The following is a 13,109-nucleotide window of genomic DNA, read 5'->3' as shown; positions in this document are numbered from 1 at the left end:
AGGCGGGAGAAACAGTTTGGTTCGATGTGTACGCAGACAAAAAAATTCCCCACGGTGTCTTAACACCGCAGGGAACTGATTTAGAAAACTATACCGAGATTATAGGAATTATGACTGCGCTGTCGGCGTGGCCGCGTTGTCGCTTTTATTCGTACCGGACAGCTCAGCATCCAGTTTCTTCTCATCCAGTTCGCGGCAATATTTCGCTACCACGATAGTCGCAACACCGTTACCAATCAGGTTAGTCAGCGCACGGGCTTCTGACATGAAGCGGTCAATACCCAGAATCAGCGCCAGACCAGCAACAGGCAGGTGGCCCACGGCAGACAGCGTTGCCGCCAGCACGATGAATCCGCTTCCCGTCACGCCCGCTGCACCTTTAGAGGACAGCAGCAGCACCACCAGCAGAGTAATCTGATGCCAGATATCCATGTGGCTGTTGGTCGCCTGAGCGATAAACACCGCCGCCATCGTCAGGTAGATGGAGGTACCGTCAAGGTTGAACGAGTAGCCGGTAGGAATGACCAGACCGACGACAGACTTTTTACAACCTACCTTCTCCATCTTCTCCAGCATACGTGGCAGCACGGATTCAGAAGAGGACGTACCCAGTACGATCAGCAGTTCTTCACGGATGTAGCGAATGAATTTGAAGATACTGAAGCCGGTCGCTTTAGCAATACTTCCCAACACCAGGAAGATGAACAGGACACAGGTAATGTAGAAGCAGGCGATCAGCTGCCCCAGTTGCACCAGCGTACCGACACCATATTTACCGATGGTGAAGGCCATTGCACCGAACGCACCCAGCGGAGCCAGTTTCATGATCATGTTAATGACGCCGAAAATGACCTTGGAGAAGCTGTCGATCACGTCAAAAATCACTTTGCCTTTTGCCCCTAAGCGGTGCAATGCAAAGCCGAACATCACGGCAAACAACAGAACCTGCAAAATATTACCGCTGGCAAACGCGCCAACCACACTCGCCGGAATCACGTCCATCAGGAACGGAATCAGACCCTGTTGCGAAGCCTGTTGGGTATAAACCGCCACCGCAGACGCATCAAGCGTACTTGGATCGATGTTCATGCCCGCGCCAGGCTGCACGATGTTGACCACGACCAGACCGATAATCAGCGCAATCGTACTCACAATTTCAAAATACAGCAGGGCGACCGCACCAGTACGACCGACCGACTTCATGCTTTCCATTCCTGCGATACCGGTAACCACCGTACAGAAGATAACCGGCGCAATAATCATTTTAATTAATTTAACAAACCCATCGCCCAGAGGCTTCATTTGCTCGCCAAGTTGAGGGTAGAAATGCCCCAACAGTATCCCTATCGTAATGGCAGCAAGAACCTGAAAATAAAGACTTTTAAAAATTGATGTTTTCATACATACGTCCTATGGTGGGGAAAACACAGGAGGGGAATAGGGTACGAAAATGCCGCCTGTGATTGCGCCGGAAAGTAACATTGCAATAACAAGCTGAGAATGTTTTATAAGTTTAGTTTGTGAACGACAGGTTAAAAACAAGAGCTGAATCACGTCAGCAAGAATTATAAAGAAACATCAGTGCAATTTACTTGTAACAGATGCACATTTTTGCAGCAGGATAATCCCCTATAAAAGCGCACAACCCCCCGCCATACGGGGAAAGTGCCTTTCAGGAAACCTATCCACAAAAAGTAACATTTACGTTACCTGTGAAGAATCAGGAAGGCGCGGTGAGGCAATGAATACCACATTTCTTATCATGCCGCGCTAGCTGCATGGCAAAACGCGCCTGTGACAACAGCAGCGCCGCCGCCTCTGGCCGAGGATCGGTAATGGTGAGGATACCCACACTGACAGCCCGTGCAGGCTGGGCGTCCGCGGGTAAAAAAGGCAGATTGATCGCCAGCATGACGTTTTGCGCCCAGTCCTGTGCTTGCCCGGCAGATCCCAGCGTTTTCCCGATGAGAGCGAATTCGTCACAATCGAGACGTGCCAGACAGGTGAGCCCTGCCTCGTTTTGTTCCTCAATCACCGCGCGAAGCTGCGTAGCTAGCGTGGCCATATCGCCCTGCTTGCTGGCTGAGGAATCAAGCCCGAAAACCAGCAGGCTGAATGGAGTAGCATCGGCCAGACGCTGTTCGAGGCGTCGCATAAAATGCGCTTTATCCGGTAACCCCGCCCCTTCCGTTCCGGCAGAAAGAGATTGCTCCAGCAGTTGTTGATTGCGGTTGTAGCTGCGCACCAACGCGCCCAATTCATCATCATGATGCCAGGGCGGCAGCGTGAGCGGACGGTGCAGCATGGCATCCGGCGGGAGATTCTGTAACTCGATAATAATCCCACGCAGCGGGTGTATCAGCAGGCGGTTCATGCACCAGGTAATGGCGATCGACATAATCAGCGCCAGCAGCAGGTACGTTGCCAGCATGGTTGAAAAGGTGCTGACGATAAATTGATACATCCGGTAGGAATCCGCCTGCAAGACCAGATGTGCCAGCGGTGCCGAGTACTGCGTCTGCGGTGGGGAATAGAGCGGAATAGAAATACGGATCGGCAGCCTGAATACCCGCGCGATCCAGTCTGGCACCGGACGTTCTTTCGGGAAATTCGCATGCAGCGTCTGGAAATCATCCGGCAGCAGCACATCTGCCCGGCTTAGAAAAGCAACCGGTAATAAGCTGTCCAGAATATTGCCAGCCCGCTGAACTTCCCCTTGCAGCACCGCATCCGTCAGTGGTTGGCGCACGGAATAGGCGATGCTCTCCAGCTGTCTGGCATAATCTTCACGGCGTTGATGAACGAAGTGAAAGAGCTGTATGACGATAAACAGGCTGATCGTCACCAATGCCACGGCAGACACGGCTGTCATCTGTTTAATCGTTAATGAACGTCTGAGCCGCAAGCGCTTTCTCCGTCAACCTTTATGCAGACCTGAATACCTGACTCACCAGATAAAACAGGTGAGGAATACACAACGCGAAATCGCGCACGCGTTACGCACAGCAACACGGGTACGCGCGGCGACTAGTATAAGGCAGCTCATCACCGCCTCAACGCTGTTTTCTGCTGATGTCTGGGGGATTTCATCTTAATCCTAGGCGACGCTCGGCAACAGCAGTAACGCGGCCTCAGAATAGGGGATATCCCCTGCATAAGCCAGTGTGGCTATTCGGGAACAGACGGAAGAGAGCGGACGACGCCAGGAAAAGAATCGGGCAGGCTTCTCGCCTGCCCGATAACGTCACGAGATGAGATTATTGCGGGTAAGGCACCCAGTCTCCGCCGTTCAGACGAATGTAGGGTTTTCCCTGATATTGCATCACGATAGCGTTCTCATTTTCCGAGATCGCTTCCGTTTGCGGCAAGGCGCTCGTTAGCGTTTGCCAGTCAACAGAAGGCGCGGTGAACACTTTGCCATCCACCATTCGCGCCACCAGTTCCGAAATCGCCAGATAGCTGCTCGGCGACGTCACCTCCAGCGCGTTGCCCTGATGCGGAGCCTGTAGGCCAAACAGTTTCACGCCGACAGGAATATGCGTGATGCTCGGGCTGGGAATATCGCGCAGCCCGGACATTTGCATCTTATCTCCGGCCAGCGCCGCGCCGTGCTCCGGCACCACCACCACCATCACTTTGCGACCGGATTTCTGCAACACATCAAAAAACGCGTCCAGTTGGTCAAACAGAATCTTCGCGCGTGGCGCATAGTCCGCCGACTGGTTGGTGCCGACAAAGCGGTTGCCGTCATGCAGTGGGATCAGGTTAAAGAAGGTTGCGTTACGCGTCGTTGTCGCTTTATCCCGCTCGCCCAGCCAGCGATTTAGCAGTTCCAGATCGTTATAAATCGGTTCGCCGTCGAACGAGGTAATCTGGTGGCTAATGCCTTCCTGCGACAGCATTGGGATCTGAATATCGCCCTCTTCCCGTACTTCACGCAGGTAATTACCAAAGACGCCGGAATGATCGAGCATCAGTTGTTCTTCAAAACCCAGCTTCACCAAGTTGCTGAACAGGTAGCACTGTTGATTCACCGGCTGATACAAATCAGTGTGGGACTGCTGGCCGCAGCTTGCGCGCAGCAGGCGAATGGATGCAGGCCCGCTGTAAGCGGTGGCTGAGTTAAACTGACGGAACAGGATATCGAATTTCTTCCACAGCGGATGATTGTCCAACTGCGCCACGTCCAGATCCGACCACGATAACGAACAAATATTGATAATCAGGAGGTCAAAAGGCTGTGCATCCTGCGGCAGTGCGGCAGGGAACGCCGTGGTTCGTGCTTTTTCTCGCGTATAAAACTGATTCAGGTAAGCCGTTAGGTTCGCGTTCGTTGGCGGTAATGTCGCTTCAGGTAACGCCGTATCTCCCCCCGTTGGGGAAGTCGCCGCCGAGGGGGTCGTCGTCGTCGATGCCGCAGGCATCAGAGAAACAGCAGGCCCTGCCAAATTGACGATGTTTAACCACGCCAGCGCCGCCACGGTAAACACCGTAATACGAATCCACTGCGCGAAGAACAGGTAAGCCACGGTAATGACCACCGCCGCGCCGACCATTTGCCAGTTAATGAAGCGAGTTAACAGCTCCAGCAAATACGACGCGCTAAAGCCAGCGACCTGCGTTCCCTGACTAACAATGCTGTTGATACCCGGCAACCAGGTGTCATGGTAAAACAGCCCGATACCGAGTGGGATAGCAATAATATGCCGCCAGCGGTGCAGCGTAACGTTGGGGATCGGGAACAGCAGAAAGGCCAGAAAGACCAGATTAAGCAGCGGATGAAAATTCAGGTAGCCAAACCATAACAAGGCAAATTTCAGCAAGAAATACAAATTCCAGGCACCGAGCCCACGCCAGTAGCGCCATAGGTTCTGCTGTTTTTGCATATGCGGTTGCTGCGAGCGTGTTTTTTCGTCCATTTTATTTTTTAGTCTCTGCTGAAGTCGGCTTGGTTGAGACCGTCTTTGTTGAAGAAGGGCTGCGCATCCAAACGCTCGCAGGTTGCAGGTAGCGCGGCGACAGCAGCCTGTTTTTCCAGTACTGAAGCCAGTGAGGAATCACACGGTGCGCCAGATACCCAAGCGTAAAGAAGACGACCGCGCTCAATAACACCAGTTGAACAATATCAAGCAGGTTCATGACGGTTCTCCCGGCGCGCGAGCCAGTAGATCAGGTTGCAGTAAATCAGGGTTTAATAAATCAATCGCAATCGGTTCACGCCGCGGCGTCTGGCCGCGCGGTGCGGATTCGGCCTTCTGCAATTGAACATAATCGTTAAGCTGCTGCTCCTGACCCGGCGTGCCATCCTGAGCCAACGATTTCACTTCTGCCAGAATCTGTAGATCTTGCGACCAGACAATCCGATTGCTGAACACTTCATTCACTGGCAGGCGAAAAATAGATTTCAGCGCGATATCGAGCTCATTCAGACGGCAATTGGACAAGAACAAAAACAGGCGATCCTGCACGATCGTGACGACATCACCAAAGCGTCGCAGCGTGCAGAGCGTCAACGCCTGCGCCGCCCGTACGCCCGGCACGGGGCGCAATGCGACCAGCACGCCTTTGCTGCCTTCCGGCATGAGCGTGCTATCAATCAACATCTGCACGGACTGCCGAAAAGTCTCTGGAGGCTGGTAACCCTTAATCTGTAGCGGCCGCATGGTGGTCAGCAAGACCTCAACATCGACAGGCACATGCTTGGTAAAACGCTGCCCCTGCACGCTTTCAATCCGCGCCAGAAAACGGGATAACGGTTCGGAATGGGAGACAATAATATTGGCACCACATGCCAATAGCAGACGCTCGTCGCTGGCACGCAGGCAGGGCTTCATTTCCCGCACCACAATCTTCAGCAATTCACCACGCTGGCGCCGCAGGCTATGAACCTGCTTGACGAGCGTATCCACCTGACTGGTCTGATTCAGTGCAAAAACGAGGGTCGCCGCATGCGTCAGCATGCCGGTTTGTACCAAAATGGCGTTGTCGTCCATCAACTGCCAGTTTTCTGACAGCGCAGGCGCACCTTCTAGCACGCTCTTTTCTATCAGGAATAGTCCATCGTCATCCAGAGACGGCGTGAGGATGGACTGCTCTTCCGTCAGCATGTACCAGCCGTCGTTATCGGATTGCAGCATCTGTACCTGATTCGCCCGCACGCCTCTTTCTGTTGCCCACCATGACACCAGATACTGGGCACGATCCTGCTGCCATTGCAGGCTCGCCAAACCGTAGAGTCCGCGGTGTTGGGAAATCAGCATATTTCTCAGACGGGTCACACCGGTGCTGTGGCCGATGACCACCAGCGTACACTGGCGCTGATGCAGCCATGCTGCCGTGTCATCCACCCAGCGTTGCAGCCTTTCCGGCGAAATATCCCGCCACAGGCTGGCCGGCGCATAAAGCACCAGAAGGCGATTCTTGGGGCGTAATGCACGCATTAAATCATCGGTTAAATTCAGCAGCGCGGCTTTATTTTCCGGCAAAATATAGCAAGATAATTGTTTTTTTTCGGCACCATTGATCTCATTAGAAAATAGCGTTGTCAGCAGCGAATCAGATCGCTCCCCACAGCCTATTAACGCCATTCTCGCGTCATTATTCTGGACGTGTATGATTTGCTGGCAAAATAATGCGGCATCAACCTGCCGATCGATATTAACCCAATAAAAGCCAGCCTGCTGGAGCGTAACCAGCTCATCCCAAAGGTCACGAATACCTAATGAAAAGTTCTGCTTCATAGACTGATTTCTTTTCCGTTAATGGCGGGCATGCCACCTTAAATATACAGTCAAAATAAACTCTAGCAGCCCCTTGTGGGATCACAACCGTACGCTATGAATTATTCCTATTCGTTAATAAATCGCCCATTACTATTTTTCTCTATTCACATTGCAATCATGAATTCATTGCTATAGTTAATTGGCACACCTGACCCCTTATTAAAGACAGCAGAGGCGTAAACCGTCATCTGCCAGACTGTCTGTTATGAGTGCGACCACATCTGCCATGCAGATGTTTCCCTTTTATCAATCTCAATGATAATGGATAGCCTATTTCAGAGGCATGGGATGAATAACGAACCGACTCGTAGAGATACCAGCGCACGCGCCGATTTAACCGAAAATGCAAGAACCGAGGACGATCTGCGGGTTCTCAGTCAGGCTTTTTCTTTACCCGAAATAAACTATATCGATATTGCCCGTCAGGCGCGTCTGAGCCAAATGATGGCTCGCTGGCCGCTGCTGGATGAATTAAAAGAACCGGCCGGGAGCGACTGACGATGCCCGTGATTGCATTGCAGGGAATCCGTGGCGGTGTGGGCACAACCTCAATAGCGGCCGCACTGGGGTGGGCCTTCCAACGGTTGGGTGAGCCCGCGCTGGTGATTGATTTTTCGCCGGATAATTTGCTGCGCATTAACTTCAATATGCCGTTTGAGCAACGCCGCGGCTGGGCGCGGGCGGAAGCCGACGACGCGCCGTGGCAAACTGGCGCCATGCAATATCTGCCCGGATTGGATTTTCTGCCGTTTGGTCGCCTGAACGCACAGGAAGTCGCTACGCTTCAACAACATTACCATCAGCACCCCGCACTCTGGCAAAACAAGCTGGCGCAGCTCAGTGCAGCGGGTCGCCATCGCTGGATACTGATCGATGTACCAGCGGACAATAGTCCGCTCACGCGGCAGGCGCTAGCCACCGCGAATACCGTCTTTCAGGTGGTGGTGGCGGATGCCAACTGCCATTCACGCTTACATCAGCAGGCATTGCCGCGCCAGTGTCATTTTCTGGTTAATCAATTTTCCACCCTCAGCACGCTCCAGCAGGATTTACACCAGCTCTGGCTGCACACGCTTTCACATCTGCTGCCGCTGGTGGTACACCGTGACGAAGCCCTGGCAGAATCGCTGATGCTGAAACAGCCGCTGGGCGAATGCCGCCCGGACAGCGTGGCAGCGGAAGAGATCATGACGCTAGCAAACTGGTGCCTGATTCACGTTAAGGAAAGCGGCGTATGAGCGGGATCCTGCGCCTCTTTCTCGTCCCGCCCGCCAGGCAGGCGATACAGCAGCGCTACCGCGGCTATCGTCAGCAGGGTGCCTCCGCCTTCGCCGCCTTTTTCGCTACGCTGTTTGCGATACTCGGCTGGATCTTCCTGCGGCTGGAGTCTGAAGGCTGGCAACAGATTCGCGCGCAGCGGACCTACTGGTTCCCGCACATCTTGCCTCAACGCCCGCGTCCGGCCGATATCCTTCGCTATCTGACGCAAGGTCTTTGGCTGCTGACCATCAAAAACGGCCAATTGCCGACATCACGTCGCAATTACTTCTCGGCGCTACCGCGCTGGCGGCAACGCTACATGAACGCGCAGCAAGCGCTGTTTGTCCGCTTTAGTCACGCCAATACTGACGATCGCGAAAGCAGTGAATCCAATTCCGCCAAAACGAATAGCCTACAGAGGCTGGTGACGGTGATACTGAGCCTGCTGTGTGCGGCGCTGGCGCTGCTGTGCATCACGCAGCCGTTTGATTTGCTATCGCAGTTTATTTTCATGCTGCTGCTGTGGGGCATCGCCATGCTCGTTCGTAACATGCCGGGACGCATGCCGACGCTCATGATGATCGCCCTTTCTTTCACCGTCTCCTGCCGCTACCTATGGTGGCGCTACACCGAAACGCTGAACTGGGACGATCCCCTCAGCCTGGTCTGCGGTATGTTACTGCTGGCGGCGGAAACCTATGCCTGGGTCGTGTTGGTTCTGGGCTATTTCCAGACGATCTGGCCGCTGAATCGCCATCCGGTTTCACTGCCGGAAGACAGCAAAACGTGGCCGACCGTCGATCTCATGATCCCGACCTACAATGAACCGCTGAGCGTCGTGAAACCGACGGTGTATGCCGCGCTAGGCATCGACTGGCCTAAAGACAAACTCAACATTTATATTCTGGATGACGGTGGCCGCGCCGAATTTAAAGCTTTCGCAGAGGAAGTCGGCGTTCATTACATCGCCCGCGTCACGCACGAACATGCCAAAGCCGGGAACATCAACAACGCTCTGAAACAGGCAGAAGGTGAATTCGTCGCCATTTTCGACTGCGACCACGTTCCTACCCGCTCCTTTCTGCAATTAACGATGGGCTGGTTTTTCAAAGACAAAAAGCTGGCGATGCTGCAAACACCGCACCATTTCTTCTCGCCCGACCCCTTTGAGCGCAATCTGGGTCGCTTTCGCCGCACGCCCAACGAGGGCACGCTGTTTTACGGTCTGGTTCAGGACGGTAACGACATGTGGGACGCCACATTCTTCTGCGGTTCCTGCGCCATCCTGCGGCGTAAACCGCTGGATGAAATTGGCGGCATCGCAGTCGAAACAGTAACGGAGGATGCACACACCTCGCTGCGCCTGCATCGCCGTGGATACAGCTCGGCGTATATTCGTATTCCGCAGGCCGCCGGGCTGGCGACCGAAAGCCTCTCGGCTCACATTGGGCAGCGTATTCGCTGGGCGCGCGGCATGGTACAGATCTTCCGGTTGGATAACCCGCTGTTAGGCAAAGGGCTGAAACTGGGGCAACGGCTGTGTTACGCCAACGCCATGATGCACTTCCTGTCCGGTATTCCCCGGCTGATCTTTCTCACCGCGCCGCTGGCGTTTCTCCTGTTGCACGCCTACATCATTTTCGCCCCGGCGCTGGCCATCGCGCTCTACGTGCTGCCGCACATGGTGCACGCCAGTCTGACCAACTCCCGCATCCAGGGGCGCTACCGCCACTCTTTCTGGAGTGAGATTTATGAAACCGTGCTGGCGTGGTACATCGCTCGCCCCACGACCGTGGCGCTATTTAACCCGCACAAAGGGAAATTCAACGTGACGGCCAAAGGCGGACTGGTTGAAGAACAACACGTTGACTGGGTGATCACCCGGCCTTATCTGGTACTGGTGCTGCTGAATATCGCTGGGGTGGTATATGGCGTCTGGCGTCTGATTTACGGGCCATCGGAAGAGCTCATGACGGTGATCATCAGTCTGATCTGGGTCGCGTATAACATGACCATTCTCGGTGGCGCCGTTGCGGTTGCGGTCGAGGCCAAGCAGGTACGTCAGGCGCATCGAGTAGAAATGTCGATGTCCGCCGCGATTCTGCGCCCCGACGGTCATCTTTTCCCCTGCGTCCTGCGCGACTATTCCGATGGTGGCGTCGGTATTGAAACCCGCGAATCAGGCATTCTTCAGGTCGGGGACAGCGTCTCGCTGTTGCTAAAACGCGGCCAGCAGGAGTACGCCTTCCCTTTCAGCGTCACCCGCGCATTCGACAACAAGATTGGCCTGCGCATGACCAATCTGACCATTCGCCAGCATATTGATTTTATTCAATGTACGTTTGCCCGCGCCGATACCTGGGCGCTCTGGCAAGACAGTTTTGCACAGGATAAACCGGTCGAAAGTCTGGTTGATGTGCTGGCTCTCGGCTTCCGCGGCTACCTGCGTCTGGCGGATTACGCGCCGCCCATCATACGCAGCATTATTCTGGTCTTCCTCAATATCGTGGTGTGGGTGGTGTCATTCATCCCGCGCTATGTAGGAAAACGCACCGTAACAGATCAGTCGGGCACTGCCCTGCCGGAAAAAGCTGCCCATCAGGGCAAGACGCCGTTTGCCCATGAAACACGATTTGCACAAGAGAACCTGTTTGCAGAAAAGACAGTGGCTTGATTGCCATTCACAGGCCGTGATCAACGGTCTCTCTCCCGACAACGAGAAAGACCCTTAACATTGATGATGACACGATGACGAAAAAAATAATCTGGTTCACCGCATTGGCTTTAGGCGTCAGCTCATTATCTCAGGCTGTCACCGCGCCGCACGCACAGACACCGGCCACAGGGGACGCAGCCCAGCCGCCTGCTACCGCAACGTCAGCGACAGCCATGCCAGCGGTTCCTCTTGCACAGCCGTCGACTAATGCCGCCGTGCGCAACGTGATGCTGCCCTTTGCGCAAATCGCACCGGCACCGGGCACCTTTGCATTGCGCGGCATCAATCCCGACGGGCAAATTGAGTTCGGCGTTCGCAGCGACGAAGTCGTCACGCAGGCTTCCCTCGATCTCGAATTTACCCCGTCGCCGGCGCTGATCCCCACCGAGTCGCATATCAAAGTTTACCTGAACAATGAGCTAATGGGCGTCACGCCACTTGGCAAAGAGCAGATGGGGAAATCCAATCGCGTCCGTATTCCTATCGATCCGCGCTACATCACGGACTTTAACCGCCTGCAACTGGTGTTCGTCGGCCATTATCAGAACATCTGTGAAAATCCGGCCAGTACCAGTCTCTGGCTGGATGTCAGTAAAGCCAGCACGCTCAACCTGCAATTCCAGAAACTGACGCTGAAGGACGATCTGTCGCCGTTCCCTGCGCCGTTTTTTGACAGCCGCGATACCCGCCCGCTGACGCTGCCCATCGTCTTTGCCGGCCAGCCGGATCTGGTTCAGCAGCGTGCCGCAGCGATGCTTGCCTCCTGGTTTGGCAGCAAAGCGCAATGGCGTGGGCAGTCTTTCCCGGCGCTCTTCAACCAGTTACCGGAGAGCCACGGCATTGTGTTCGCCACGAACGATAAGCGGCCGGATTTCCTGCGTGATACCCCCGCCGTAAACGGGCCAACGGTATCTATCGTCAGCCACCCTAGCGATCCTCACATTAAGCTGCTGCTGGTTCAGGGGCGTGATGACAATGAGCTGCTCACCGCCGTACAGGGTATCGCCCAGGGGAACACGCTGTTCCGTGGGCAGAGCGTCACCATTGATAAGGTGGAGCAGCTTGCTCCACGCCAGCCGTATGATGCGCCAAACTGGGTTCGCACCGACCGCCCAATGACCTTCGCCGAGCTTCAGCAATATAACGAACAGCTGCAAACTGACGGCATCGTGCCCCGGCCGATTTCACTCACGATGAACCTGCCGCCCGACTTGTTCCTGATTCGCAGTCAGGGCATCGATATGCGCCTGAAATACCGCTACACCGCGCCGCAGATTCAGGACGGTTCACGTCTGAGCATCAACCTGAACAATCAGTTTGTGCAGGCTTTCTCGCTGGCGCCGGAGCACGACCAGAATTCCCTGTTAATGCGCCTGCCGCTGACGCAGGGGCTATGGGATTCCAACAAGAGCCTGTCAATTCCGGCGCTGAAACTGGGTACCACCAACCAGCTACGCTTTGATTTCAACTACACCACGCTGCTCTCCAGCGGCACCGCTGACCGCTGCGAAACCTATACGCCCGTCGTGAATCACGCCGTCATCGACAGCAATTCGACGATTAACTTCTCTGGCTACCGCCACTTTATGGCGATGCCGGATCTGCGCGCCTTTGCCAATGCTGGCTACCCGTTCAGCCGACTGGCTGATCTGTCACAAACGCTGGTGCTGGTGAACAAGCAACCACAGCCCGCGCAGGTTAGCGCCATGCTGAACGCCATCGGTAACATTGGGGCGCAAACCGGCTATCCGGCGCTGGCGGTACAGCTCAGCGATGACTGGACGCAAATCGACAAGCAGGACAACGATATTTTGATGATCGGTGCTATCCCGCCAGCGCTGCACGATGACAGCAAAATCAACCTGCTGGTCGAGCAAACGCAAAGCTGGATTAAACAACCGACACGCCAGACCGCGGTCCTGGACATTGACCCGCCTGACGCTGACGCGAAACCAGACAGCAAAACCACCGTCAGCGGTGATGGTCCGATGTCGGCGATTATCGGCTTCCAGTCTCCATATCACGACCAGCGTAGCGTTGTCGCCCTGCTGGCCGATAGCCCACAGGGCTATACGCTGCTCAATAACGCGCTGATCGACAGCGAAAAAAGAGCCTCGCTGTTCGGTTCCGTTTCCGTCATCCGCGAATCGGGTATTAATAATCTCCGCGTCGGAGACATTTATTACGTCGGCCATCTGCCGTGGTGGGAACGCATCTGGCACGCATTGGCGCAGCATCCCGTTTGGCTAGCCATCATCTCGACGCTTACCGTCGTTATTGTTGCCTGGCTGCTGTGGCGTGGCCTGAAATTCTTCAGTCGCCGTCGCCTGTCGCCGGATGAAAGGGACTAA

The 13,109-nt window shown here is 54.8% G+C and carries 9 protein-coding genes; 4 read left to right on the top strand and 5 right to left on the bottom strand.

Annotated elements, in window-relative coordinates; all coding sequences use genetic code 11:
• Positions 1–108: 108 nt before the first annotated feature.
• The 5 genes from AB8809_RS00415 to bcsE form a co-directional block, all read right to left on the bottom strand.
• Complete coding sequence (locus tag AB8809_RS00415; protein ID WP_012772826.1) at positions 109–1,401, bottom strand: dicarboxylate/amino acid:cation symporter; 1,293 nt, start codon at positions 1,399–1,401, stop codon at positions 109–111.
• 319 nt (positions 1,402–1,720) lie between these two features.
• Positions 1,721–2,872 carry an adenylate/guanylate cyclase domain-containing protein gene (locus AB8809_RS00410; protein ID WP_349855563.1) on the bottom strand — a complete coding sequence of 384 codons (1,152 nt, stop codon included), beginning with the start codon at positions 2,870–2,872 and terminating at the stop codon, positions 1,721–1,723.
• 385 nt (positions 2,873–3,257) lie between these two features.
• Entirely contained in the window at positions 3,258–4,919 is a 1,662-nt protein-coding gene (gene bcsG / locus AB8809_RS00405) for a cellulose biosynthesis protein BcsG (protein ID WP_349855562.1), read from the bottom strand.
• 1 nt (position 4,920) lies between these two features.
• Positions 4,921–5,139 (bottom strand): cellulose biosynthesis protein BcsF, encoded by a 219-nt coding sequence (bcsF, locus tag AB8809_RS00400; protein ID WP_012772823.1) that lies wholly within the window; start codon positions 5,137–5,139, stop codon positions 4,921–4,923.
• Positions 5,136–6,740, bottom strand: coding sequence for a cellulose biosynthesis protein BcsE (gene bcsE, locus AB8809_RS00395; RefSeq protein ID WP_349855561.1), 1,605 nt, complete (start codon positions 6,738–6,740; stop codon positions 5,136–5,138). The genes bcsF and bcsE overlap by 4 nt, the downstream gene beginning before the upstream one ends.
• A 330-nt stretch (positions 6,741–7,070) precedes the next feature.
• Here bcsE and bcsR point away from each other — a divergent pair, with 330 nt between their 5' ends.
• The 4 genes from bcsR (at position 7,071) to bcsB (ending at position 13,109) form a co-directional block, all read left to right on the top strand.
• Positions 7,071–7,280: a cellulose biosynthesis protein BcsR gene (gene bcsR / locus AB8809_RS00390; RefSeq protein ID WP_012772821.1), complete on the top strand. Its 210-nt coding sequence runs from the start codon at positions 7,071–7,073 to the stop codon at positions 7,278–7,280.
• 2 nt (positions 7,281–7,282) lie between these two features.
• Positions 7,283–8,020 carry a cellulose biosynthesis protein BcsQ gene (gene bcsQ / locus AB8809_RS00385; RefSeq protein WP_012772820.1) on the top strand — a complete coding sequence of 246 codons (738 nt, stop codon included), beginning with the start codon at positions 7,283–7,285 and terminating at the stop codon, positions 8,018–8,020.
• Positions 8,017–10,716, top strand: a complete 2,700-nt coding sequence (gene bcsA / locus AB8809_RS00380) for a UDP-forming cellulose synthase catalytic subunit (RefSeq protein WP_349855560.1) — start codon at positions 8,017–8,019, stop codon at positions 10,714–10,716. Before bcsQ ends, bcsA begins: the two co-directional genes overlap by 4 nt.
• A 74-nt stretch (positions 10,717–10,790) precedes the next feature.
• Positions 10,791–13,109: a cellulose biosynthesis cyclic di-GMP-binding regulatory protein BcsB gene (bcsB, locus tag AB8809_RS00375; RefSeq protein WP_349855559.1), complete on the top strand. Its 2,319-nt coding sequence runs from the start codon at positions 10,791–10,793 to the stop codon at positions 13,107–13,109.

The sequence above is a fragment of the Pectobacterium aroidearum genome, from assembly GCF_041228105.1.
Taxonomy (GTDB): domain Bacteria; phylum Pseudomonadota; class Gammaproteobacteria; order Enterobacterales; family Enterobacteriaceae; genus Pectobacterium; species Pectobacterium aroidearum.
This window is presented reverse-complemented; position numbering and strand designations above follow the sequence as displayed.